Source organism: Roseixanthobacter pseudopolyaromaticivorans (assembly GCF_043195145.2).
Classification (GTDB): domain Bacteria; phylum Pseudomonadota; class Alphaproteobacteria; order Rhizobiales; family Xanthobacteraceae; genus NCEH01.
Window position 1 is genome coordinate 553,347 of the sequence record NZ_CM195539.1, and the last position, 22,798, is coordinate 576,144.

Here is a 22,798-nt window from a genome sequence, read left to right on the forward strand (position 1 = left end):
GCTTATTTCGCTCCGGCGGTGCGGTCCGCCTCGACTGCGGTGACGCGGTCGCCTTCGCGCAGGAAACCACCCGCGCGCACGACCACCAGATCGTCGGCGCCGACGCCGGAGACGAGTTCGATACGGCCCTCGCCCTTGAGGCCCGGCTCGACGCGGCGCTCCGCGACGACCCCGTCCTTCACCACCAGCACATAGGCGCCCTTGGCGTCGAACATGACGGCGGACTGCGGCACGGCGAGCCCCGTGCGGCGCGCGATCTCGATCAAGCCGCGGCCATAGGTGCCCGGGCGCAGGCGATCATCGTCGGCGAGCGCGATCTCCACCTTGCCGAGGCGCGTCGCCTTGTCGAGCTGCGCCGAGATGAGACGCACCTTGCCGCTCAGCGGCGCGGAGAAACCCGCCGGGGTCACGCTGACGCTCTGCCCCACCTGCATGCGCGGCATGACCGCCTCCGGCACCTCGGCATCGAGGTCGATGGCGCCGTCGCGGGCGATGCGGAACAGCGGCTCAGAGCGGGTGGACAATACGATGGCGCCGATGCGGGCATCGCGCGCCAGCACCACGCCGGCGGCGGGGGATTTCACCTCGGTCCGTGTCAGCTTCAGCTCAATTTCGGAGCGCTGCGCTTCCACCAGGCCGGCGTCGGCCTCGCTCGCGGCGAGCGCTTCCCGTGTGGCGGCGACCTGGGCGGCGGCCACCTTCACGGCACGCTCGCGCTCGTCCAGCGCTTCCTGGGAGACCACGCCTGTCTTGCGCAGCTGGCGCGAACGCTCCACCGCCGAGGTGGCTTCAGCCTCCTGCGCCAGCATCTGGTCGAGATTCGCGCGCTGCTGGGCGATGGCGGCCTTCGCCTTGGCCCGGTTGGCGGTGTTCTGGGCCAACTGGGTTTCCAGCACCTCGCGATTGAGGCGGGCGAGCACTTGTCCCTGCTTCACCCTGTCGCCCACCTCGGCGAGAATCTCGGTGAGGCGATAGCCCTCGATTTCCGGGCCCACCTGGATTTCCTCGCGGGCGATCAGGGAGCCGGTGACCAGCAGCGTCTCGACCATCTCCCGCCTTTCGGGACGGGTGACGCTGACGGTCAGACCCTTCACGGCTTCGGCGGCAGGAGCCTCGGCCAGGGCGGGGGGAATGAATTGGGGCGCCGCGAGCGCTGCGGCGAAGAGCGCACCGGCAAGCAGGCGATGCGGCAGCGGCGCGGGGCGCTTGGAGGTCTGGAACGGGGCGCTGCGGGCGAAGCGGGGCATGGGTCGGTCGGTCTCTCTGTGTCCGGGCGCGGACGCATCGGCAAGCCGGGGCAAACGCGCGGGCGCATGACGATACGGAAATTGCGGCAAGCTGATGCTCATGGCCGGGAGGTTTTTGTTTCCGGCGCCAGCATGCGCCGCACCAGGGTGGCGAAGGCGGGCAGGCGATCCGGCAGATTCCATTGCGGGTGCAATTGATTGTGGAGGATCATCCCGTCGCCCATCACCTTCAGCAGCATCACCAGCGTATCGGGATCGGCTTCCGGATCGATTTCGCCCCGCTCCATGCCTGAGACCAGAGCGGCGCGCAGCAGCACGTGGCTCTCTTCCTCCACTGGCTCCAGCGCCTCGCGCAGCTTTTCGTTGCGGATCGCTTCGGCCATGATTTCCGGCCCGAGCTTGGCGCAGTCGATGCTCTCCTTGGAAAGAAGGGCGGCGATGCATTCGGTCAGCCCGTCGATCAGGCTCGGCGTCTGTTCGAGATATTCGAACAGCTTGGCCCGCTCCGCGCTCTCGCCCTCGACGATGGCGCCGATGAGGGATTCCTTGGAGGGGAAATAGCGATAGAGCGCGCCGGGGCTCATGCCCGCTTCGGCGCAGATCTTCTGCATGGACGTGCCGTGGAAACCGTCGCGGGCGAAACACTGCACGGCGGCAGTGAGGATGCGCTTCTGCTGCTCGGAGCGGTGATCGAGCACGGAAATATCAGGGGCGCCCAGGGCCATGGAACCTCAGGGGTGAGAATGAACATTCGCTCTCACCATGGCGAGCGTCCTGTCTCAGGTCAAGAGCGAATGTTCGTTCTCGTTATTTCATAAGCCGAAAGGCGGCCCCTTTGCTGCCGGGCAGCTTCACGAAAGGCGCGAAGGGTAGGCCTGACGGTTCTTGAACGGCCACGGTAGAGACATGCAACAGGCAAGGTGGACGACCCAGCTCCGGCCCGGCGCTCTCGACGCCTTCGGCCTCACCTGGAAGCTGGACGACGATCTCGATCTCGCGGTCGATGCGGTCGGCCCCGCATGGGAAGCCTTGCGCGGAGCCCGCCTGTTCATCACCGGCGGGACCGGCTTTGTCGGGCGCTGGCTGCTGGAAACGCTCGCGCGGGCGGACGTGCGGCTGGGTCTCGGGATCGACGCGGTCATCCTCACCCGAGAGCCGGATGGGTTCGCGGCGCGCGCCCCGCACCTTGCCTCTGCGTCGGGATTTTCCTTTCATCGCGGGGATGTGCGGGAGTTTGCCTATCCGCTCGGTGACTTCACCCATTTCATTCACGGCGCCACCGATTCCGCCGGCGATCTGGGCATGAGCGATCCGCGCGCCATGTTCGACACGGTCGTGCTAGGAACCCGTCGGGTGCTCGATTTCGCGGTCGCCAAGGGCGTGAAGCGGATCCTACATCTCAGCACCGGCGCGGTGCTGGGGCGCCAGCCCTGGACCCTGCCGCATATGGCGGAAAGCTTCGCCGGCGTTCCCGATAGCGCCAATGCCGGCGACGCCTATGGGGAAGGCAAGCGGGCCGCGGAAATGCTGTGTGCGATTTACGGCCGCCAGTTCGGACTCGATGTGTCCATCGCTCGGCTGTTCGCCTTCGCCGGCCCGTTCCAACCGCTCGATTCGCGCTTCGCCATCGGCAATTTCATCCGCGACGCTCTGGCGGGGCGGACGGTCGTCGTCAAGGGCGACGGGCGGGCGGTGCGCTCCTATCTCTATGCCGGCGATCTCGCCGCCTGGCTGTGGTGCCTGCTCGCGCGCGGGCCGACGGGCGGGCTTTATCACGTGGGATCGGACGAGGCGGTCTCCATCGGCGAGCTTGCGGCGCGGGTTGCCCGGCTGGTCGGGAACGGCTCATATGAGATCCAGGGCGCTGCGGATTCGGGGTGGAATCCCGGGCGCTATGTGCCGGCGGTGGATGCCATCACCCAGGATCTGGGCGTGCGCAGGACCGTCGGCCTCGATCAGGCGATCCTGCGCACCGTCGCGTGGAACCTCAAGGCCGCCGCGGGCGAGTGAGGACGCGCGGCAGCCGCAGAAGAGCCGGGCAGGGCCTGGATCGCAAAAAGCTGGGGGAGTGAAGATGCGCGCGCCGAGAATATTTGCCCCGCTGCTGCTGGCGGCTCTGCTGGCCGGCCCGGCCCGCGCGCAGGACAATGCCGTGTCCGCACCCGGCTGGCAGCCGACGCCATGGGCCGACAGCGTCTTCCTGGAAAGCCAGTTGTTCTTCAGCCTCAATACGCCTGACGGGCGCGGTGTGAGTGAGCAGCAATGGGTGCAGTTCGTTGCGGAGATCGTCGCGCCGCGCTTTCCCGGCGGGCTGACGGTTCTGGAGGCGCAGGGCCTCGCCGGCGCCGGCGCGCCGGCTCTTGCTGCACCCGCTTCTGCCGCCACGGGCGCGGCATCGCCATCCGCCGCGGCGCCAGCCGGAAGCGGCGGCCCCGCTGGCAATGGCACATCCGTGGGCAATGCGGCGCCCGCAGGGACCGCTTCGACCCCCGCGCTCGCGCCGGACCCGGCGCTTGCCGCCTCCCTCTCGGCCGCCGCCGCGCTCGCTCTCTCGAGACCTGGCACGCGCCTGCTGCTTATCGTCCATCCCAATACGCCCGACGCCAGCGCCAAGCTGGGCGAAATCAAGAGCGCTTATATCCAGCGCTTCGGGCAGCGGCGGGTGTTCCACGTGGATTTTCCGGTGCGCGTCAATCCATAGTTCGCGCGTCATGAACCCTTGAGGCCTGCCGCGGCGCACCCTACGTGAGGGGGGTCGTTTTCTGTCACCCGCGAGGCCCTTCATGTTCGCCGCCGCCTTCACCGCGTTCGGGCAGGTGTTCTCGCCGCTCTTGCGCGGCGTTCTGTTCAGGTCGGTGCTGCTGGGGCTGGGGGTGCTGGCGGTGCTGGGCATCGGCCTGTTCGTGGCAGTGGAATACCTGACCGAGCTGCCCTATCCCTGGCTGGATACGACGCTTGCCATCGTCACCGGCCTCGGCCTGGTGTTCGGCATCGCCTATCTCGTGCCGGCCGCGTCCTCGCTGGTCGCCGGCCTGTTCGTGGACGAGGTGGCGGAGAAGGTGGAGCGGGCGAGCTATCCGAACGACCCGGTGGGCACGCCGCAGCCGCTGGCGACCTCGCTTTATTATTCGGCGCGGTTCTTCGTCCTCGTGCTGGCGGTCAACATCCTGGCGCTTCTGCTGCTGCTGGTGCCGGGCGTCAATCTCATCGCCTTCTTCCTGGCCAATGCCTATCTGCTCAGCCGGGAATATTTCGAGATGGCCGCGATGCGCTTTTCCTCGCCCGCCCAGGCGCGCGCGCTGCGCCAGGCGAACGCCACCAGCATCTTCATCGCCGGCCTGCTCATGACGCCGCTGCTGATGGTGCCGGTTCTCAATCTCATCATGCCGGTGTTCGGCACGGCCTTCATGGTGCACCTCCACAAGCGGCTCAAGGCGGTGCCGACGCAAAGGCTGATCGAGGCCTAGATCGGCTTGTCCGGCCAGCGGCACAGATCATTGATCGGACAGATCGGGCAATCGGGCAGGCGTGCCTTGCAGATGTAGCGCCCGTGCAGGATCAGCCAGTGATGGGCGTGGCGCTTGAAGCGCTCGGGAATGCGCGCCTCCAGGCCCAGTTCCACCTCCAGCGGGGTGGCGCCGGGGGCGAGGCCGGTGCGGTTGGCGACGCGGAACAGATGGGTGTCCACCGCGATGGTCGGCAGGCCGAAGGCGATGTTCAGCACCACGTTCGCGGTTTTTCGGCCGACGCCGGGCAGCGCTTCAAGCGCCGCGCGGTCCATGGGCACCTCGCCGCCGTGGCGCTCCAGCAGCAGGCGGGAGAGTTCGGCCACGTTCTTCGCCTTGCCCCGGAACAGACCGAGGGTGCGGATGAAGCCGGCGATGCCTTCTTCCCCGAGCGCCACCATGGCGGCGGGCGTCGGGGCGGCGGCGAACAGGCCCTTCGTGGCCTTGTTCACCCCGACATCGGTGGCCTGTGCGGAAAGTACCACCGCAACCAGCAGGGTGAAGGGGTCGACATAATCCAGCTCGCCCTTGGGCTCTGGATCGCGCCTTTCGAACCGCGTGAAGGCTTCGACGATTTCAGCTTCGCTCCATGGCGCGACCGTACGCCCGTGCGCGGCAGCGGCGGCATTCGCCACGGCGCGGCGACGCGCAGGAACAACGCCCGCCGCCGCCTCATTCTTCAGCCGTCCGGCGACTGAGATGGGAAGAGGTGGCGGAGTGGCGGATTTTGCCGCCCGGTCGGGCGTGGTGCCTTTGGCGGGCGGTGTGACCTTCCCCACGGCGCGTGTTTTTCCCGGTGCCGTGGTCTGAGGGGAGTTCTTCGCCGCGGGCGCCGGGCGAGTCTCTGCAGACCCCGTGGGCGTCGCGACAAGTTGAGAGCCGGCTCGGGGAGATGTGGTTTTTCGCGCCATTTTGTCCCTATAATCCCACCCATGACGAAGGCCAATGACCTGCCTTTCCCTGACGATGGGGAACCGACGGTGTTCGCCGCCACCATGGCGCCGCACCGCTCGCTGTCGCAGCGCGGCTTTCTGCTGCTGATGTTGGGCGTGGGCAGCATCAGCTTCGTTTGCGGCGCCATGTTCCTGGCCATGGGCGCTTGGCCGATTTTCGGTTTCTTCGGCCTCGACGTGGCGCTGATCTATTTTGCCTTCCGCGCTAATTTCCGCTCCGCCTCTGCGCGCGAATACATCCGCGTCACGCCGAGCCTGATCCAGGTGCGCCACCTACCGGCACGTGGCGAGGCCCGCGATTTCCGGATGAATCCGTTCTTCACCCGCCTGTGGCGGCGGGAGGTGGAGGAATTCGGCACCATCGACATGGCGCTGGTTTCGCGCGGGCATCACACGCCCGTGGGAATCCATCTCGGCCCGGTGCAGAAGGGGGAACTGGCGGATGATCTCAACGCCGCCCTGCTGGAAGTGAAGCGCGGCGTGACCCGCACGGTGTTCTGATCCTCCGGGGAAATCGGGTGGGCGCCCATGACAAAAGCTGGTGATATGGCGCCTCGATCCTTAGAAGGAGCCACGCCCGTGCTGCTGCACGATTCCCCCACGCTGACGCTGCCCCCGGTGGCTGGCTTTGCTCCATTGACCCCCGCCAACGAGCTGGACATCGCCGCCGCCGATTATGACGTGGTGCGCCGTGCGGTCGCCTACGTTACCACCCACATGCGCCAGCAGCCGGAGGTGGAGGAGATCGCCCGCGCCGCCGGCGTCACCAGCCGCGCGCTGACCGAAGTCTTCCGCCGCTGGTGCGGCCTCACGCCCAAGGCGTTCCTGCAAGCCGTCACGCTCGACCGCGCCCGGCAGGTGCTGGCGCAGAGCGGCAATGTGCTCGACGCCGCGCTGGAACTGGGCTTGTCCGGCCCCGGCCGGCTGCACGATCTGTTCGTGGTGCACGAGGCCATGTCGCCGGGAGAATGGAAGACCGGCGGAGCGGGTCTCGTGATCCGCTACGGCTTCCATCCCTCGCCGTTCGGCCTCGCGCTCGCCATGGCGACCCCGCGCGGCCTGTGCGGACTTGCCTTCGCTGATGCCGGCGAGGAGCGCTCGGCCCTCGCCGACATGTCGGCCCGTTGGCCCAATGCCCGTTTCGTGGAGGAGCCGGCGGCGACCGCGCCGTTGGTGCGCTGCATATTCGACCCCGCCGCCTGCCGAGAGGACCAGCCGCTGCGCATCGTCTTCATCGGCACGGATTTCGAAGTGCGGGTGTGGGAAACGCTGCTGCGCATTCCCATGGGCCGAGCCACCACCTATTCCACCATCGCCGACCGGGTGGGCAGCCCCAAGGCGGCGCGGGCGGTGGGCGCGGCGGTGGGCAAGAATCCCATCAGCTTCGTGGTGCCCTGCCACCGGGTGCTGGGCAAGAATGGCGATCTCACCGGCTATCACTGGGGCCTGACGCGCAAGCGCGCCATACTCGGCTGGGAAGCGGGAAAGGTGGAAGGCTGAGGGGCGGGGTCGCCTCCGGCCTGCGCCTGCTTTTTCAAAAAGCGTCCCGCGCGCCGCGGCCTGGGCCTCGACTCAGGCTTGGGTCTCGATGAACCGCACCAGCGCCGGGAGCACCCCCGGGTGCAGCGGCGCGGCGCGGTTCTTGTAAAGGGCGAAATTCGCTGCCCGGTCCTCCGGCGCGACCTTGAACATGTGGTTGGCGTCGGCCAGCGTGACCACTTCGGCGTCCGGCCGCCCGCGCCGCAGGGCGGCGAGATCCTGTCCGTTCACCTGAAGGTCGCGCAAGCCCTGAACCAGCAGGGTCGGCGTGCGTACGCGGGCGAGGTCGTGCGCCGGGTCCACCGCGCATTCCGAGGCCAGGAAGGGTTGAACCGAGGGCCGGAACGCCATGCGCAGCGCCGGGGGCACCTGGAACACCCGGCCGCCGGCCGCCACCGTGCGCAGGATGCTCAGCGCCTCGTCCAGCATGGAATCGGTGAGGTTCATGGCCACGAACTGGTCGTGCAGGATATCCGCCAGCGGCCGCCCGGCACCGGCCAGCAGCACCAGCCCTGCCACCGGCACCCGTGCGGCGCTGCGCGTCGCGACGCTCGCGCCTTCGCTATGGCCGATCACGATGAGGCTGGAGACGTCCACCCGCGCGGCGAGCGCGTGCAGCGCGCCGACACTGTCGTCCACATATTGGTCGAAGCGCAGATCCTCTTCGCGCGCCACAAGATCGCGGCTGCCACCCACCCCGCGCTTGTCGTAGCGCAGCACCCGGTAGCCGGCCCCCGCGAGTCCGAGCGCCAGCTGGCGATAGAGGTCCGTTGCGATGGACGGTCCGTTGCCGTCGCGATCCAGCGGGCCGGAGCCCGGCAGAAGCAGGATGGCGGGCCCGGCGGCGCGGCCATCGCGGGCCATCGCCAGGGTTCCGCTCAGCCCGCCCAGCGACCAGGAGTGTTCTTCCACCTCGAAGGCGGGAGCGGCACCCAGGCGCCGGGAGCCGGTCAGCAGCAGGCCACATGCGCCCGCTGCCAGGAGCGCGCGGCGGCTGATCACGTTAGGTCAGCCGTTGAGCTCGGATTCGGTGAGGCGGCGGGCTTCGTCGGCCAGCATGATGGGGATGCCGTCGCGGATCGGGAACGCCAGCTTGGCCGCGCGCGACACCAGTTCCTGGCGGGCGCGGTCATAAGAAAGCGGCGCCTTGGTCAGCGGGCAGACCAGGATTTCCAGAAGCTTGGGGTCCACCTCGTGGCCCGGTCGCTGCGGCTGCGTCATCGAACATCCCCTTGAAGGCCGCCGATCTGCCATCCGAGGATGGTCCCCCCGACCGAATGCGGCACTGCACTTTACCGGGCCCAAGTGTAGCTGTTGCGGCGCACACGTCCATGAAGAATTTTGCCGGCATCGATCTCATAGCGCATGGTCAAGTCCAAGATATGACAGGGCAAAGCCGCTTCCCCGCAGGCTTTCGCGGCCCATTATTGGCGCGCGCGGGTGTGATAAGCGGCGTGCGTGTGTCACCAGAAGTGATGGGAGGCATCGCATCCTTTTGCTATTCGCCCGCCCAACCCAAGACTAGAACGGAACCCCGGACCTTCAGCCGGCCCGACGCGGCGGTGCCCAGGCGCAGCAGGAATCGGCCGCCCTGGCGGCGCGTGTTTGCGCGTTCGCGCTTTCCGCAAGGCCGGTGCGTTTTGGTGCAGGTTCCATGGCGTCGCGCGTTCCTCTCGGACTTTTCCTCGGCTTCGTCGGGGTGGTGATCTTCGGCGCAACCCTGCCGGCGACGCGCCTCGCCCTGACCGGTTTTGATCCCGCTTTCGTCACCTTCGCACGCGCGGCCATGGCCGGCCTGCTGGCGGCGCCGCTGCTGATGCTGCGCGCGCGCTCCCTTCCCCGCGCGCCCGGCGTGCTGCGCGATCTGCTGGTGGTGGTGGCCAGCCTGATCTTCGCTTTTCCCTTGCTCATGGGCACCGCCACCGCCACCGTTCCCGTGGCCCATGCTGGCGTTGTGCTTGGCCTGCTGCCGCTGGCGACCGTCGCCGGGGCGGCGGCGTTGGCCGGAGAGCGGCCAAGCCGCGCCTTCATTCTACTCAGCCTGCTCGGAGCGGGGGTGGTGGTGGCGTTCGCCTTGCGCAACGGCGGCGCCGGCCGGTTCGGCTTCGGCGATACGCTGCTGGTGCTCTCGGTGGTGGCCTGCGGCATCGGCTATCCGATCAGCGCCCGGTTGGCGCGCCACATGGAGGCGTGGGAGGTGATTTCCTGGGCCCTGGTCCTGGCCCTGCCGCTCACCATCCCGCTCACCCTTCTGACCTTTCCCGCCAATGTGGCGGCTGCACCCGCGCTTGCCTGGGCGGGGCTCGGCTATGTGGCGGTCATGAGCCAGTTCATCGGCTTCTTCTTCTGGAATGCGGGCCTTGCCATGGGCGGCATCTCGCGGGTCTCGCAGGTGCAATTGCTGCAAACCTTCGTGACCGTCGGCCTGGCTTGGCCGATCAATGGCGAGGCGCCGGAATTGGAGACCGTGCTGTTTGCGGCGGCCGTGGTGGGCATCGTGGCGCTCGGGCGCGGCACCAAGGTGCGCCGGGCGGCGGTGGCGCCTTAGGCATCTGCTCGCTGCCCGCGCCGGCCGCGCCGGAGCGGGCTTGCCCCCTCTCCCGCTTGCGGGAGAGGGTTGGGGTGAGGGAAGGTGCGCTTCAGTCCGCGAGGCCGAGAGACGGCGCAGCGCGGCGTTCCAGCACGCCGCGAATGGCCTCCACCAATTCCTCTTCCTTCACCGCGAACTGGGCCGGGCGGGCGGCGCGATATTCCGCATTGTCGGCGATGCCGGCGGCGATCTTCGCGCCTTCCACGAGATCCTTCACCTGGACCTCGCCGGCTTCCTTCTCGTTCGAGCCCTGGATGATGACCGCCGGCGCATTGCGCTTGTCGGCATATTTCATCTGCGCCTTCATGCCGCCGCCGCCGAGATACATTTCCGCGCGGATGCCGTTCGCCCGCAGGTCCGAGACCATCTTCATGTAATCGGCGATGCGCTCGGGTTGCTTGTCCATCACCAGCACCACCACGGGGCCGATTTCCGGCTCCGCATCCATCTTGCCGAGATGGGCCAACGCATGGAGCAGGCGCGAGACGCCGATGGAAAAGCCGGTGGCCGGCACCGCCTCGCCCCTAAAGCGCGCCACGAGCCCGTCATAGCGCCCGCCGCCCGCCACCGAGCCGAACCGCACCGGGCGGCCGTCCTCGTCCTTCACCTGGAAGGTCAGCTCGGCCTCGTAGACCGGGCCGGTATAATATTCGAGGCCGCGCACGACGGAGGGATCGATGAGGATGCGGCCGTCGTCATAGCCGGCCGCCGCCACCAGGGCAGCGATGAGCTGCAACTCCTCGACGCCGGCGCGGCCGGCGGCATTCTCCCCCACCACGTCCACGAGCCGGGCGAGGCCCTCGACACCCGTGCCGGCATTGACGAAGGCCAGCACCTTATCGATGGCCTCGGCCGCAAGCCCTGCGCCCTTGGTGAAGTCGCCGCTCTTGGCCTCCGGGTTTTCCCAGCGGCCCGCGCCCAGCAGGTCGCGCACGCCGTCGACGCCGATCTTGTCCAGCTTGTCGATGGCCCGCAGCACGGTGAGCCGACGCCCGGCATTCTCATCGCCGCCGAGGCCGATGGCCTCCAGCACGCCGTCCAAAACCTTGCGGTTGTTGACCTTGATGACGTAATCCCCGCGCGCGATGCCCACCGCTTCCAGCGTGTCGGCGGCCATCATGCAGATTTCCGCATCGGCCGAGACCGAGGGCGCGCCCACCGTATCGGCGTCGAACTGCATGAACTGGCGGAACCGCCCCGGACCGGGCTTCTCATTGCGGAACACAAAGCCCGCGCGATAGGAGCGGAACGGCTTGGGCAAGGCGTCGAAATGCTCGGCCACGTGGCGGGCGAGCGGAGCGGTGAGATCGTAGCGGAGGGAGAGCCACTGCTCGTCATCGTCCTGGAACGAGAACACGCCCTCGTTCGGCCGGTCCTGGTCGGGCAGGAACTTGCCGAGCGCGTCGGTATATTCGATCGCCGGGGTTTCCAGCGCGTCGAAGCCGTACAGCTCATAGACGGCGCGGATCTTGTCCAGCATGGCGCGTGTCGCGGTCAGCTCGGCGCCGTGACGGTCGACGAGGCCGCGCGGCAGCCGGGCCTTCGGCTTGTTGCTCTGCGTGGACATGGGAAATGCGCCTGTTGTTCTTGTGCGGAAGGCCGCGTCTTAGAGGAGGCGGGCGGAGGCGGCAAGCGGGCGCCCCGTGACGCAGCCCCGCGTGGGACGTATGAAAGGGCCATGAGCGATCCCTCCGCGTCCGACCCCGACGCCGCCGGTCCCGACGGTGCCGATTTCGATCTGCCGCCCGACCGGCCGTTGAAGCGCGGCTGGACCACGGGCACATGCGCGGCCGGCGCCGCCAAGGCGGCGTTCGCGGCACTCGCGGGCGGGGATTTTCCCGATCCGGTGGAGGTGGAACTGCCCTCCGGCGCCCGCCCGGCTTTTGCGCTGGCGGTGCAGGCGCGCGACGGGGACAGCGCCCTGGCCGGCATCGTGAAGGATGCGGGGGACGATCCCGACGTCACCCACGGCGCACTGGTGAAGGCGCGGGTGCGCCGCCTACCCCTGGGTGCTGGCATCGTGTTTCGCGCCGGTGAGGGGGTCGGCACGGTGACGCGGCCCGGCCTGCCGATCCCGCCCGGAGAACCCGCCATCAATCCCGTGCCGCGCGCCATGATCGCGCAGGGCATCGCGGAAGTGGCGGTGGCGCACGGCATCGGTGCGGATGCGGAGGTGGAGATTTCCATCGAGCACGGCGCCGAACTGGCGCTGAAAACGCTCAATCCCCGCCTCGGCATCCTCGGCGGGCTCTCGGTTCTGGGGACGACGGGCATCGTCATCCCGTTCTCCTGCTCGGCCTGGATCCATTCCATCCATCGCGGCATCGATGTCGCTCGCGCCATGGGGCTGGACCATGTGGCGGGGGCGACGGGAGCGGCCTCCGAGGCGGCGGCGCGGAAATTTCACGGCCTCGACGAGGTGGCGCTGATCGACATGGGTGATTTCGTCGGCGGCATGCTGAAATATCTGCGCGCCCATCCCGTGGCCAAGGTCACGGTCGCGGGTGGCGTCGCCAAGATGACCAAGCTCGCGCAAGGGCTGCTGGACCTGCATTCCAAGCGCGGCGCGCCGGATCTGGAAGCCCTCGCACGCCTTGCCGAAGAGGCGGGCGGCTCGGCCGGGCTCGCCGCGCGCATCCGCGCCGCCAATACGGTAGCGGAAGCCTTTCAGCATGCGACGGCGGAGGGGCTCGCGCTCGGCGATCTGGTAGCCGTGCGCGCCTGGACCACTGCGGCGGCGGCGCTGGGGCGGGCGGATGTGGCTTTGGAAATCCTGGTGTTCGACCGCGCCGGCGCGTTCATGGGCCGCGCGCCGTTTGCACCGGCGGGCAAGGGCTGAGCCCTATCCCTCCATGCCCCGGAAGCGGCGCACGTAATCGACGTCGTAGAGTGCGCTCTCGCGGAAATCGCGCGCGCCGAGCGCCGGTCCCACCAGGATCAGCGCCATGCGTTCGATGGGGTCGGCGGCGATCTTTGCGGCGATGTCGGCCAGCGTGCCGCGCACCAAGCGTTCGTCCGGCCAGCTCGCCTTCGCCACCACCGCCACCGGGCAATCGGCACCGTAGAACGGGATGAGTTCGCCCGCGACCCGCTCCAGGCCGTGGATGGCGAGGTGGATCGCCAACGTCGCTCCGGTGGCCGCGAAGGCGGCCAGGGTCTCGCGCGGCGGCATGGCCGAGGCGCGGCCGGAAATGCGGGTGATGACGAGGCTCTGCGCCACCTCCGGCACGGTCAGTTCGCGCCCGAGCGCGGCGGCGGCGGCGGCAAACGCCGGCACGCCGGGGGTGAGGGTATAGGGAATGCCGTGACGTTCCAGCCGGCGGATCTGCTCGGCCACCGCGCTATAGACCGAAAGATCGCCCGAATGCAGCCGCGCCACATCCTGCCCCGCCGCATGGGCGCGCACATATTCCTGTTCGATGCGGTCGAGATCGAGCGGGGCGGTGTCGATGAGGCGCGCGCCGGGCGGGCAATAGGCGAGCAGATCCGGCGCGACGATGGAGCCGGCATAGAGGCACACCGGGCAGCGCGCCAGCAGATCGCGCCCGCGCACCGTGATGAGGTCCGCGGCGCCGGGTCCGGCGCCGATGAAATGAACGGTCACGCGGCTTCTCCGCTGCGCGCGAGGGCGCAGGTGACCGGACCTAGGGCGAGGCGCGGGCCGAGCAATTGGGCGCCGAGCCCGGCGGCGGCGAGTGCTGCCGTCTCCGCAGCCGAGGGCACGCGCAGCAAAGCGACCACGCGCTCGGAATGGGTCTGCGCCCGTTCCGCCATGGCCTCAAGCTGGCCCTGGGGCACCAGCACCAAGGGCAGGCCGAGTTCGGCCGCCGCCTGGGAGATGCCCACTTCCCCGCCCTTCACGGCCGGGGTCGCCACGGCGCCGAGGTCGGCCCGCCCGAGGTCCGCGCGCTCCAGCGCACCGTCGATGGCGGAGATCACTTCCTCCGCCGAGGCGCCACGGCGGCTGCCGATGCCGGCGACGATCATTGCGCGTCCCTTCCTGGCTTCATCCAGCGCCATTGGGTGATGGGCATGGCCGGGCGCCAGCCCGTCATGCCCTTGATGGGCTCCGCCCGCGATAGGGCGAGGCGCAGCAGATCACCCCCGAGCCGCGCATGCAACGCAAGCAGCACCGCTTCGGTTTCCAGCGTCACGCCGTTCGCCACCAGCCGCCCCCCGGGCTTGAGCGCCGCTTCCGCCGCTGCCACCACGCCGTCCTCGCTCGCCCCGCCCCCGAGGAAGATGGCGTCCGGCGCCGGCAGATCGGCCAGCGCGCCGGGCGCCGTGCCCTCCACGATGCGCAGATGGGGCACGCCGAGCGCCTCGGCATTGCGTGCGATGCGCGCCGCGCGCCCGGCGTGCGATTCGATCGTGATGGCCGTGAGCGAGGGGTCCGCCAGCAGCCATTCGATGGCAATGGAGCCGGAGCCGCCGCCCACATCCCACAGCAATTCCCCCTTGCGCGGCGCGAGCGCGGAGAGGGTCATCGCGCGGATCTCGCGCTTGGTGATCTGCCCGTCATGTTCGAACAAAGCGTCGTCCAACCCGCTGGCGCGGGTCAGCACAGCGCCCGTGCCCTGAACCTCGATGGCGAGGACATTGAGCGGGTCGATACCGGGAAGGGCGAAATCATGGGCCTGCGTAGTGCGGATGCGTTCGCGCGGGCCGCCCAGCGCTTCGAGCACGGTGAGGCGCGAGGCGCCGAAGCCGAGCCCCGCCAGCAGGGCAGCGAGGTCGGGTGGGCCGCTCTCGTCCGAAGTGAGCACGAGAATGCGGCAGCCGGGATGCAGGAACGGGCGGATGCGGCCGATCTCGCGCCCATGCAGCGACACCTGCGCCACGTCGGCCAACGCCCAGCCGAGCCGCGCCGCCGCGAGGCTGAAGGCGGAGGGGGCGGGAATGACGTGCATCTCGCGGGCCGGAACATGGCGCGCGAGGGTGGCGCCGACGCCATGCAGGAACGGATCGCCCGAGGCGAGCACGCACACGGTCTTTCCCCGCGCGGCGAGCACCTGCGCCACGCCTTCGGCAAACGGGCTCGGCCAGGGATGCGCCGCACCCGTGACGGCCTCCGTCGCCAGAGCGAGATGCCGCGCGCCGCCGAAGACCATCTGTGCCTGTTCAATGCGCGCGCGGGCGGCAGGCGAAAGGCCATCCAGCCCGTCCTCGCCGATGCCGACGATGGACAGCCAGGGGGCGGGTGCGGCAGTCTCCGGCTCCGTTCCTCCGGCGCCGGTGGCCTTGCCCGATGTTTCGTCCGCGTCCTGCACTTCAGCCATGAGGCGCCCCGTACTCATTCTGGGCGGCACCCGCGATGCCCGGCAACTGGCGGCGCGATTCGCCGACCGCGCCGATCTTAGCGTGTTGCTCTCCCTTGCGGGACGCACCGAAAATCCCGCGCCCCAGCCGGTGCCGGTGCGCAGCGGCGGCTTCGGCGGCGCCGAGGGCTTGGCGGATTTCCTGCGCGCCCACGGGACATGCGCGGTGATCGACGCCACCCATCCCTATGCCGCCAACATCTCGCGCAATGCCGCTTTGGCCTGCGCGGCGACCGGCGTGCCGCTTCTCGCCCTCGGTCGCCCGGCCTGGGAGGCGCAGGCGGGCGATCGCTGGCGCGAGGTTGAGGATGTGGCGGCGGCGGTGGAGGCGCTCGGCATGGCGCCGCGCCGGGTGTTCCTGGCGCTCGGCCGCAACGAGGTGCGCGCCTTCGAGGCCGCGCCCCAGCATGCCTATCTCGTGCGCAGTGTCGATCCCATCGACCCGCCGCTGGCCGTGCCGGATGCCGAATATGTGCTGGCGCGCGGACCGTTCGCGGAAGCCGACGATCGCGCTCTCCTTGCGCGCCACGGCATCGACGCCATTGTCGCCAAGAATTCCGGGGGCACCGCCACCTATGGCAAGATCGCCGCCGCCCGGGCGCTCGGCATCGAAGTTGTGATGCTGCGCCGTCCGCCGCTGCCGGACGTTCCGCGCGTGAGCGATGCAGACGCGGCACTGGCGTGGCTGGACGCCCGTCTTCATCCCGGGGACCGCACGGAGCGGGGGGAATAGACCAATGGGGACAAGCCCGGCCGCTCCACGATCCGCGTCTCTTGCGTGCCGATGAGGACGCAGGTCGCCATGTCCGCCTGTTCCCCTTTCGACTCAGCGAGGGAGGAGAGGACGATGCGCTCGTCCGGCCGGCCCGCCGCGCGCCCGAAGATCACCGGCACACTGGGCGCTATGACGCCGCGCAGCAGGTCGAAAGCCGCATCCAACTGCCAGGGCCGCGCGCGGCTGATGGGATTATAGAGCGCAATCACGAAGCCGGCCTCGGCCGCCGCCCTCAGGCGCGATTCCACAAGCGGCCAGGGCTTGAGATTGTCGGACAGGGAAATGGCGCAGAAATCGTGTCCCAGCGGGGCGCCGATGCGGGCCGCCACGGCCAGCATGGCGGTGAGGCCGGGCACCATCTCCACCTCCACCGCGCGCCAGTGAGGCGGGCCGTGCTCGATCGCCTCGCACACTGCCGCCGCCATGGCGAACACGCCGGGATCGCCGCCCGAGACCATGGCCACCCGCGCCCCTGCCGCCGCCCGCTCCAGCGCCGCGCCGGCGCGGCTCAGTTCTTCGCGATTGTCGGTGGCGTGGCGCAATTGGCCGGGCTTCTCCGGCACGCGGGCGAGATAGGGCCCGTAGCCGAAGACCTCATCGGCGGCGTCGAGCGCGGCACGGGCCTGGGGTGTCACCTGCTCGGGCGACCCCGGGCCGAGGCCGACGACCCAAAGATGCCCCCTCACGCCGCGCCCTCCCAGCCCGGCACCAGGACGATGGCGAAATAGGGCGCGCGCGCATCGTCGCGCGTGGCGAGCGGAATATGGGTGCAACCCTCCATGGTGCCGCGCTCCACATAGATGGCGCGCTCCAGCCGGCCGGCGCGCTCCAGAGCGCGGCGGATCTTCGGCAGGTTGCGGCCCACCTTCATGATCACGGCGGCATCGGCCTGGGCGAGACGCAGCATCAGCGCGTCTTCGTCCAGCGTGCCGGGCAGCACCATGAGCACGTCCTCGCCCTGGGCGATGGGCGCACCCACCGTGGACCAGCAGCCGGACATGCCGGTGACACCGGCGATGACCTGCGTGGGGAAGCGATGGGCGAGGCGTACATGCAGGTGCATGTAGGAGCCGTAGAACAGCGGGTCGCCCTCGCTGAGCACGGCCACCGTCTGCCCCGCCATCAGCCGTTCGGCGAGCGCCGCGGCGGAGGCATCGTAGAAGGCGGTGATGGCGCTGCGATAGGCTTCGTGCCGATGATGAATTTCCGTCGTCACGGGATAGAGCAGCGGCACTTCTTCCGCCCCTTCGGCGAAATGTGCACTGGCGATGGCGCGGGCATGGCTGGAATTTCCGGCCTTGGCGAAATGCGCGATCACGTCCGCTGCGCCCAGCGCGCGCACCGCCTTCAGCGTGATGAGCTCCGGGTCTCCGGGCCCGACGCCGACACCGATCAAACGTCCCGTCACAGGCCGGCCCTCGCAAGCGAATTCAGAGCGGCGGCGGTGATGGCGCTGCCGCCGAGCCGTCCGCGCACGATGGCAAAGGGGATGCCGCGCGGGTTTTCCGCCAGCGCATCCTTGGATTCGGCCGCGCCCACGAAGCCCACCGGCATGCCGAGGATGGCGGCCGGGCGCGGCGCGCCCGCATCCAGCATTTCCAGGAGATGGAACAAAGCGGTCGGCGCATTTCCGATGGCCACTACCGCGCCCGAAAGGTGTGGCCGCCACAATTCCAGCGCGGCGGCGGACCGGGTGGTGCCGAGCCGCTCCGCCAATTCCGGCACCTGAGGTTCGCGCAAGGTGCACAGCACGGGATTATGCGCCGGCAGGCGGGCGCGGGTGACCCCATGGGCCACCATCTGCGCATCGCACAGGATCGGCGCGCCGGCTTTGAGCGCCCCGCGCGCGGCCTCCACGAACCTCGGGCCGAAGACGAAATCGCGCGCCGCCTCGACCAGCCCGCAGGCATGGATCATGCGCACGGTGAGGTCGGCCTCGGCTTCGCTGAAGCGCGAGAGGTCCGCCTCGGCGCGGATGATGGCGAAGGAGCGCTCGTAAATGGCGGTGCCATCGCGCACATAATCGAACCCGGCAGCCATCAGGCGGAACGCTCCAGAAAAGCCTGCGCGAGCAGGCGGGACAGGGCCTGCGCCCCGGTTTCGCCGGGATGGCGGCCCGGCGCGGCGAGGCGGGTGAGGACGGGGACGAGAGCAGCGGGCGAAAGCGTGGCCTGCGCCGCCCCGTCCGCCTTGCCCTCTCGCACGAGGGCGATGGGAAAGTCTAGCGTCGGCGCCTCCGGTGAGGGCAAGCCGGTCGCGGGCGCGATTTCGCGTCCCATCAGGGTCAAGGCGGCGGGCGCGGGATGGGCGCAGCCCTTGGCGCAGCCGGAGACATGCACCTCGAACGAGCCGTCGAGCAGCGGTGCAAGAGCCCGCGCCACCTGCGGGGCGAGTGCGCGGGCCGCCAACCGGCCGGAGGCGCAGGCCGGCGCGCCGGGGCAGGCGGCGATGAAGCCACGCGGATCAGCCGGATCGGTGAGCAGGCCGAGGGTCGTGGCGGCCTGTTCCAGGCGGGTTGCGCCGCCCAGCGTCAGGCCCACGGCCAGAAGGGAGCGGCCGGGGGCGAGGCGGATTTCCCGCGCGCCGGCGGCCTCGGCGGCATCAATCAAAGCGATGAAAGATCTGGCCTCCAGGGCGCCGAACGGCAGGCCGATGCCGCGCGCGAAGGTGCCGTCGGCGAGCGGGTGCAGATATAGCGGGCCGTGGCGGGTTTCGGGGAGGGGGAAAGCAGCCGGGCCAGCCAGAAGCGTCGGATCCAGGCCTGCGAAGGGCGTTCCTCCTCCGCGCAAGACATCGTCCATTCGTGCCGCGCGCCCGAGTGCGGCGATGCGTCCGAGCAGGCCGACCACGGCCGCGACCGCCTCCCGCGCACGCCATGCGCCCAGAGGCCGTGCGGCCGCCGCATCGCCAGCCAGTGCGATACGCCACGCCACGCCGGCTTCGCTACCAACGGCCAACAGCCGCACGTCGGCTTTGGAGGCGTCGAGTGGGCAGGCACCGCCGCCGTCGATCACCACCGAAACCTTCGGCCCGAGCCCCGGCAGCAGGCCGGCGGCCGCAACCGCCGCGCCGATCTCCCGCGCCAGGGCGCGGGCGTCGTCGATCTCCGTGGCGTCGATGCCGGCGAGCGGGGACGCGTCGATGGCCAGCCCCTCGCGCGGCACCAGTCCGAGCGCCGTCACCGCATCGTTCAACGGGCCGACGCTTTCGTCCGTCAGGCCGCGGATCTGCAGGCTGCCGCGCGCGGTCACTTCCAATATGCCGTTGCCGAACGCCTGCGCCGCGTGCGCGAGCCCCACCAGAGCCCGGGGAGCGAAGATGCCGTCGGCCGGCACCAGACGCACGAGAAGCCCGTCGCCGGTCTCCATGGGCGCGCTCAGCGCCGGGCAGGCGCCGCGCCGGCGGGAGAGTGCATTCATTCCGCAGCCTCCGCGCGCTGGGTTGCGACGTCGCGTGCTTCCGCACGCAGGGCAGCCAGATCCGCGTCGAGATCGTTGCGCCGCGCATGCCACAGGCCGCGCCGGCGGGCATCCTCGAAGCGGCGCGCCATCGCCTCCGCCGCCTGTGGGTTTTCGCGCAGCAGGAAGGCGCATACGGCCTCGTCCTGCAGATAGGCCGCGTGCAGTTGATCCAGCAGATGCGACGGCACCTGATGGGTGGTCTCGGCGAAGGCGACCAGCCGGTCCACGGTCTCGGTCAGTTCGGCGGCGCCACGCGGCCCGTGCCGCATCTGCCCGGCGATGAAGGCGGCGGAGACCCGTCCATGGACGATGCGCGCCAGCACATCCTTCAAGGGGCGGGCCTTGGGTTTCTCGGGATCACTGGTGTCCAGCACCACCAGATCCACCGCCTTGCCGAGCAGTGCGGCGGCGGCGGCGAAGCCACCCATGAAGGCCCCGTCCTCGGCCCCGTCCAGCAGGTCGCGCGCGGGATCGTCCGCCGTGTGCAACAGCGCGTCGGCCCGCGCCACCTGGGCGGCGAAGGCGCCGGCGGCCGGGCGGGCCGCGCCCTGCGGCCCGTCATAGACATGCGAGGCGGCGGCAAGATAAGCCGCGCCGAGTTCGCTGCGATCGCCAAACGCGCCGCGGGCCAGGGCGTCCTCGATGCCGGCGCCATAGGCGCCCGGCGCGGAGCCGAACACGCGGGCGACGTCGCTGCCGGACCGCACCAGGGCTGCGAGCGGATTTTCGCTTTCCTCCTCCTCCCGTGCCGCGACCGCGCGGGCGGCGGCATCCAGCAAGGCCAATTGGGCCGGGAAGATATCGCGGAACAGGCCGGAGACGCGCCAGCTCACATCCACGCGCGGGCGGCCGATGCTCGCGGGCGGCAGCACCTCGATACCGGTGACGCGGCCGCTGGCGTGGTCCCACACGGGGCGGCAGCCCATGAGATGCAGCCCCTGAGCGATCTCCTCGCCCCCCGTGCGCAAGGTGGCGCTGCCCCACAGGTCGATCACCACGGCACGGGGATAGTCGCCATTCTCCTGGAGGAAGGCGCGCACCACCTCGTCGGCGGCGAGGCGGCCGAGGTCGAGAGCGGTGGGGGTGGGCAGGTGGCGCGGATCGGCTGTGTAAAGATTACGCCCGGTGGGCAGCACGTCGCGCCGCCCGCGCGCCGGGGCGCCCGCCGGGCCGGCGCTCACATGCCGGCCGTCCAATGCCGCGAGCAGCGCCGCGCGCTCGCCCTCTGCGCTGGGCGCTCGTGCGGGATCGCCGTCTGCGGCGCCATAGATGTGCAGGCCGTCCTTCACCTGCATGTCCTTCACGTCGCACAGCCAGGCGTCGATGCGGCGCAAGGCCTCGTTGGGGTCGGTGGCGCCATCGACGCCGGCCTGCACCGAAAGCCCGGTTTCCCCCGCGCTCTCCACGATCAGCCGGGCGAGGCGGTCGCGGCGGCGCGGGTCGAGGCCGTCGGCCTCGGCATATTCATCCACGAGGCGTTCCAGACGCTGTTCGGCTTCGGTGAGCCCCGCGCCGGTGAGGGGCGGCGGCAGATGGCCGAGCGTCACCGCCGCGATGCGGCGCTTCGCCTGCGCGGCCTCGCCGGGATTGGAGACAATGAAGGGATAGACCACCGGAAGCGCGCCCAGAACCGCCTGCGGGAAGCAGTCCGGCGTGAGTGCGACCGCCTTGCCGGGCAGCCATTCCAACGTGCCGTGTGCGCCCATATGGACCAGGGCATGGGCATCGAGCCCGTGCCGCAGCCACAGGCCGAAAGCCAGCAGGCCATGGCGCGGCGGCAGCGCGGGATCGTGATAGTCCGCCCGCCGGTCGAGCGAGGCGCCGCGATCGGGTGCGAGGGCCACCGTGACATGGCCGAAGCGGGCGCAGCGGAAATGGAAGGCGTCGCCCTGCACGTCTCGGTCGTCCTCCGGCCGACCCCAGGCGGCTGTGATCGCGGCGCGGACGGGCTCGGGGAGGGCGGCGAACAGGCGATGATAGTCAGCGAGCGGCAGGGCCTCGGCGGTGCCGATCCGGTCCAGCAGGGCTTTTGAATCGGCGGGCGCCGCTCCCGCGTCGTAACCCGCGTCCGCCAGTGTCTCCAGCAGGCGCCGCACGCTTTCCGGCACGTCGAGGCCCACCGCATAGCCGGTGCGGCCGGGGGCGCCGGGATAGTCCGGCATCAGCATGGCGATGCGCCGCTCCGCACGGGATGTGCGGGCAAGGCGGACGAGGGCGGCGGCGCGCGCCGCCACGTGGGCGATCGCCTGCGGCTCCGCGCGATTGATGGCGGCGGAGAAGGCGAGGTCCGCATCGGGGGCGGCCATGTCCTTGAAGGAGATGGCGCCGGCGAGCACCCGCCCGTCCAGCTCCGGCAGCACCACGTGCATGGCAAGGTCTGCGGCGGCGAGGCCGCGCGGGCTTTTCGCCCATGCCTCCCGGGCGGTGGTAGCGGGGATGATCTGGAGCACCGGCGGGCCGCCGGCCGGAAAGATATCCTCCGCTTCCCCTGCCGCGAAGGCGGTGGCGGTGAGGATCAGGTCCGGAGCGATCGCGGCGATGGCATCGCGCACGAAGGCGCGAGAGATCGGGTCCTTCAGGCTGGTAAGAAACAGCGGCACCGGCACGATGCCGCGTGCCTCGAGCGCGGCGCAGAGATCGTCGATCGGCGCAAGATCGGCCGCAAGCCATATGGAGCGATAGAACAGGATGATGGCACGGGGGCAGGGGCTCGGCGCGGCCGGAACGTCGCGCGGCTCAGGCGCCACCGCGCTCCCTCTCCCGGTTGCGGGGGAGGGCGGGGGAGGGGGAACGAGATCTTGAGGCGCAAGCGAAGCGTTGCGTAGCACGCCCGCCAGATCCACCGCGCCCTTGCCCGGAAAGTAGAAGCTCGCGGGCGGCACGGGCTTCGGCGCGAGGATCGCGGCGCCGGTTTCCCCCCGCACCACGCGGGCCACATCTTCCAGCAGCGCCCGCATATTGCCCGGGCCGCCCTGGCGGAAATAGCCGAGCCATGCGGCCAATTCTTCCGGCGGCACGGTGGAGAGCGCGGCGAGGCGGGGGTCGTCCTGGTCCTCGCCCGGCAGCAGAGCGAGCGCGATGCCGCGCGCGCGGGCAAGCTCCGCCAGCCGCTCGGCGCCATAGCGCCACCAGTCGAGCCCGCCCAACTGGCGCACCAAGATCACCTTGGCGTGGCGCGCCGCCTTGTCGATCCACAGGTCCACGGACATGGGATGGCGCAGGTCCTTCAGCCGCGCCAGCCGCAGGCTCGGCAGGCATGCGCGGTCCTGCCGCCAGGCGGCGGAAAGCGCCAGCAGGTCGCTGTCGGTGAACGAGAGCGCGAGCACGTCACCGGGCGGCTGGCGCAGGTCGATGGGCTCTGCCAGATCCTCGATGGTTGCGGACGTGCTCGCGAGCAGGTGCATGGGAA

At 70.1% G+C, this 22,798-nt stretch carries 22 protein-coding genes; 8 read left to right on the forward strand and 14 right to left on the reverse strand.

All coding sequences use genetic code 11. The annotated features are described in order from the left end of the window. Window positions 1-2: 2 nt before the first annotated feature. Window positions 3-1,247: an efflux RND transporter periplasmic adaptor subunit gene (locus tag V5F68_RS02580; RefSeq protein WP_394014611.1), complete on the reverse strand. Its 1,245-nt coding sequence runs from the start codon at window positions 1,245-1,247 to the stop codon at window positions 3-5. A 98-nt stretch (window positions 1,248-1,345) separates the two neighbouring features. Continuing rightward, the gene (locus V5F68_RS02585; RefSeq protein WP_394014610.1) at window positions 1,346-1,972 is read right to left on the reverse strand and encodes a TetR/AcrR family transcriptional regulator; all 627 of its coding nucleotides are present in this window, start codon (window positions 1,970-1,972) and stop codon (window positions 1,346-1,348) included. 181 nt (window positions 1,973-2,153) lie between these two features. On the opposite strand from V5F68_RS02585, the gene V5F68_RS02590 reads away from it, so the two are divergent. The 3 genes from V5F68_RS02590 (at window position 2,154) to V5F68_RS02600 (ending at window position 4,714) form a co-directional block, all read left to right on the forward strand. Next, window positions 2,154-3,257: an NAD-dependent epimerase/dehydratase family protein gene (locus V5F68_RS02590; protein ID WP_394014609.1), complete on the forward strand. Its 1,104-nt coding sequence runs from the start codon at window positions 2,154-2,156 to the stop codon at window positions 3,255-3,257. 64 nt (window positions 3,258-3,321) lie between these two features. After that, the gene (locus tag V5F68_RS02595) at window positions 3,322-3,948 is read left to right on the forward strand and encodes a DUF3574 domain-containing protein (protein WP_394014608.1); all 627 of its coding nucleotides are present in this window, start codon (window positions 3,322-3,324) and stop codon (window positions 3,946-3,948) included. Between the two features lie 82 nt (window positions 3,949-4,030). After that, the gene (locus V5F68_RS02600) at window positions 4,031-4,714 is read left to right on the forward strand and encodes a sulfate transporter family protein (RefSeq protein WP_394014607.1); all 684 of its coding nucleotides are present in this window, start codon (window positions 4,031-4,033) and stop codon (window positions 4,712-4,714) included. On the opposite strand, the gene nth is transcribed toward V5F68_RS02600, so the two are convergent. After that, entirely contained in the window at window positions 4,711-5,454 is a 744-nt protein-coding gene (gene nth, locus V5F68_RS02605; RefSeq protein WP_394014803.1) for an endonuclease III, read from the reverse strand. The two genes, V5F68_RS02600 and nth, sit on opposite strands and share 4 nt — an antisense overlap. A gap of 231 nt (window positions 5,455-5,685) precedes the next feature. Here nth and V5F68_RS02610 point away from each other — a divergent pair, with 231 nt between their 5' ends. After that, window positions 5,686-6,207: a DUF2244 domain-containing protein gene (locus tag V5F68_RS02610; RefSeq protein WP_394014606.1), complete on the forward strand. Its 522-nt coding sequence runs from the start codon at window positions 5,686-5,688 to the stop codon at window positions 6,205-6,207. A gap of 108 nt (window positions 6,208-6,315) precedes the next feature. Then, on the forward strand, window positions 6,316-7,206 hold the full coding sequence (locus tag V5F68_RS02615) for a methylated-DNA--[protein]-cysteine S-methyltransferase (RefSeq protein ID WP_394014802.1): 891 nt from the start codon (window positions 6,316-6,318) through the stop codon (window positions 7,204-7,206). Between the two features lie 72 nt (window positions 7,207-7,278). On the opposite strand, the gene V5F68_RS02620 is transcribed toward V5F68_RS02615, so the two are convergent. Both V5F68_RS02620 and V5F68_RS02625 read right to left on the reverse strand, forming a co-directional pair. Further along, window positions 7,279-8,247: an alpha/beta hydrolase family protein gene (locus V5F68_RS02620; RefSeq protein ID WP_394014605.1), complete on the reverse strand. Its 969-nt coding sequence runs from the start codon at window positions 8,245-8,247 to the stop codon at window positions 7,279-7,281. A gap of 6 nt (window positions 8,248-8,253) precedes the next feature. Further along, the gene (locus tag V5F68_RS02625; RefSeq protein WP_348847190.1) at window positions 8,254-8,466 is read right to left on the reverse strand and encodes a Trm112 family protein; all 213 of its coding nucleotides are present in this window, start codon (window positions 8,464-8,466) and stop codon (window positions 8,254-8,256) included. Window positions 8,467-8,899: 433 nt separating this feature from the next. Here V5F68_RS02625 and V5F68_RS02630 point away from each other — a divergent pair, with 433 nt between their 5' ends. Then, window positions 8,900-9,793: a DMT family transporter gene (locus V5F68_RS02630; RefSeq protein WP_394014604.1), complete on the forward strand. Its 894-nt coding sequence runs from the start codon at window positions 8,900-8,902 to the stop codon at window positions 9,791-9,793. Between the two features lie 91 nt (window positions 9,794-9,884). On the opposite strand, the gene hisS is transcribed toward V5F68_RS02630, so the two are convergent. Next, a complete protein-coding gene (hisS, locus tag V5F68_RS02635) occupies window positions 9,885-11,402 on the reverse strand; it encodes a histidine--tRNA ligase (RefSeq protein ID WP_394014603.1) in 1,518 nt (505 codons plus the stop codon). A 111-nt stretch (window positions 11,403-11,513) separates the two neighbouring features. On the opposite strand from hisS, the gene V5F68_RS02640 reads away from it, so the two are divergent. Further along, window positions 11,514-12,674, forward strand: a complete 1,161-nt coding sequence (locus V5F68_RS02640; protein WP_394014602.1) for a cobalt-precorrin-5B (C(1))-methyltransferase — start codon at window positions 11,514-11,516, stop codon at window positions 12,672-12,674. 3 nt (window positions 12,675-12,677) lie between these two features. Here V5F68_RS02640 and cobM read toward each other — a convergent pair whose 3' ends face one another. The 3 genes from cobM to cbiE are packed head-to-tail and all read right to left on the reverse strand — an operon-like array spanning window position 12,678 to window position 15,114. Next, complete coding sequence (gene cobM, locus V5F68_RS02645) at window positions 12,678-13,439, reverse strand: precorrin-4 C(11)-methyltransferase (RefSeq protein ID WP_394014601.1); 762 nt, start codon at window positions 13,437-13,439, stop codon at window positions 12,678-12,680. Beyond that, entirely contained in the window at window positions 13,436-13,822 is a 387-nt protein-coding gene (locus tag V5F68_RS02650) for a cobalamin biosynthesis protein (RefSeq protein WP_394014600.1), read from the reverse strand. Before V5F68_RS02650 ends, cobM begins: the two co-directional genes overlap by 4 nt. Continuing rightward, window positions 13,819-15,114, reverse strand: a complete 1,296-nt coding sequence (cbiE, locus tag V5F68_RS02655) for a precorrin-6y C5,15-methyltransferase (decarboxylating) subunit CbiE (protein WP_394014599.1) — start codon at window positions 15,112-15,114, stop codon at window positions 13,819-13,821. Before cbiE ends, V5F68_RS02650 begins: the two co-directional genes overlap by 4 nt. On the opposite strand from cbiE, the gene V5F68_RS02660 reads away from it, so the two are divergent. Continuing rightward, the gene (locus V5F68_RS02660; RefSeq protein ID WP_394014598.1) at window positions 15,113-15,886 is read left to right on the forward strand and encodes a cobalt-precorrin-6A reductase; all 774 of its coding nucleotides are present in this window, start codon (window positions 15,113-15,115) and stop codon (window positions 15,884-15,886) included. The two genes, cbiE and V5F68_RS02660, sit on opposite strands and share 2 nt — an antisense overlap. Here V5F68_RS02660 and V5F68_RS02665 read toward each other — a convergent pair. Genes V5F68_RS02665 through cobN form a run of 5 tightly spaced genes read right to left on the reverse strand, consistent with a single transcriptional unit; the run spans window position 15,853 to window position 22,793 of the window. Next, entirely contained in the window at window positions 15,853-16,614 is a 762-nt protein-coding gene (locus V5F68_RS02665; protein WP_394014597.1) for a precorrin-3B C(17)-methyltransferase, read from the reverse strand. The two genes, V5F68_RS02660 and V5F68_RS02665, sit on opposite strands and share 34 nt — an antisense overlap. Beyond that, window positions 16,611-17,336, reverse strand: coding sequence for a precorrin-2 C(20)-methyltransferase (locus V5F68_RS02670; RefSeq protein ID WP_394014596.1), 726 nt, complete (start codon window positions 17,334-17,336; stop codon window positions 16,611-16,613). Before V5F68_RS02670 ends, V5F68_RS02665 begins: the two co-directional genes overlap by 4 nt. Further along, window positions 17,333-17,968 carry a precorrin-8X methylmutase gene (locus V5F68_RS02675; RefSeq protein WP_394014595.1) on the reverse strand — a complete coding sequence of 212 codons (636 nt, stop codon included), beginning with the start codon at window positions 17,966-17,968 and terminating at the stop codon, window positions 17,333-17,335. Before V5F68_RS02675 ends, V5F68_RS02670 begins: the two co-directional genes overlap by 4 nt. Beyond that, complete coding sequence (cobG, locus tag V5F68_RS02680) at window positions 17,968-19,347, reverse strand: precorrin-3B synthase (RefSeq protein WP_394014594.1); 1,380 nt, start codon at window positions 19,345-19,347, stop codon at window positions 17,968-17,970. The genes V5F68_RS02675 and cobG overlap by 1 nt, the downstream gene beginning before the upstream one ends. Next, entirely contained in the window at window positions 19,344-22,793 is a 3,450-nt protein-coding gene (gene cobN, locus V5F68_RS02685) for a cobaltochelatase subunit CobN (RefSeq protein ID WP_394014593.1), read from the reverse strand. The genes cobG and cobN overlap by 4 nt, the downstream gene beginning before the upstream one ends. Between the last annotated feature and the right edge of the window lie 5 nt (window positions 22,794-22,798).

What these genes read in the sequence shown, in the direction of transcription:
- cobN (WP_394014593.1), bottom strand. Translation starts at nt 22,793, where the DNA reads ATGCACCTGCTCGCGAGCACGTCCGCAACCATCGAGGATCTGGCAGAG.
- V5F68_RS02595 (WP_394014608.1), top strand. Translation starts at nt 3,322, where the DNA reads ATGCGCGCGCCGAGAATATTTGCCCCGCTGCTGCTGGCGGCTCTGCTG.
- V5F68_RS02675 (WP_394014595.1), bottom strand. Translation starts at nt 17,968, where the DNA reads ATGGCTGCCGGGTTCGATTATGTGCGCGATGGCACCGCCATTTACGAG.
- V5F68_RS02585 (WP_394014610.1), bottom strand. Translation starts at nt 1,972, where the DNA reads ATGGCCCTGGGCGCCCCTGATATTTCCGTGCTCGATCACCGCTCCGAG.
- V5F68_RS02600 (WP_394014607.1), top strand. Translation starts at nt 4,031, where the DNA reads ATGTTCGCCGCCGCCTTCACCGCGTTCGGGCAGGTGTTCTCGCCGCTC.
- V5F68_RS02625 (WP_348847190.1), bottom strand. Translation starts at nt 8,466, where the DNA reads ATGACGCAGCCGCAGCGACCGGGCCACGAGGTGGACCCCAAGCTTCTG.
- V5F68_RS02610 (WP_394014606.1), top strand. Translation starts at nt 5,686, where the DNA reads ATGACGAAGGCCAATGACCTGCCTTTCCCTGACGATGGGGAACCGACG.
- V5F68_RS02640 (WP_394014602.1), top strand. Translation starts at nt 11,514, where the DNA reads ATGAGCGATCCCTCCGCGTCCGACCCCGACGCCGCCGGTCCCGACGGT.
- V5F68_RS02590 (WP_394014609.1), top strand. Translation starts at nt 2,154, where the DNA reads ATGCAACAGGCAAGGTGGACGACCCAGCTCCGGCCCGGCGCTCTCGAC.
- cobG (WP_394014594.1), bottom strand. Translation starts at nt 19,347, where the DNA reads ATGAATGCACTCTCCCGCCGGCGCGGCGCCTGCCCGGCGCTGAGCGCG.
- cbiE (WP_394014599.1), bottom strand. Translation starts at nt 15,114, where the DNA reads ATGGCTGAAGTGCAGGACGCGGACGAAACATCGGGCAAGGCCACCGGC.
- V5F68_RS02630 (WP_394014604.1), top strand. Translation starts at nt 8,900, where the DNA reads ATGGCGTCGCGCGTTCCTCTCGGACTTTTCCTCGGCTTCGTCGGGGTG.
- V5F68_RS02660 (WP_394014598.1), top strand. Translation starts at nt 15,113, where the DNA reads ATGAGGCGCCCCGTACTCATTCTGGGCGGCACCCGCGATGCCCGGCAA.
- V5F68_RS02580 (WP_394014611.1), bottom strand. Translation starts at nt 1,247, where the DNA reads ATGCCCCGCTTCGCCCGCAGCGCCCCGTTCCAGACCTCCAAGCGCCCC.
- hisS (WP_394014603.1), bottom strand. Translation starts at nt 11,402, where the DNA reads ATGTCCACGCAGAGCAACAAGCCGAAGGCCCGGCTGCCGCGCGGCCTC.
- V5F68_RS02650 (WP_394014600.1), bottom strand. Translation starts at nt 13,822, where the DNA reads ATGATCGTCGCCGGCATCGGCAGCCGCCGTGGCGCCTCGGCGGAGGAA.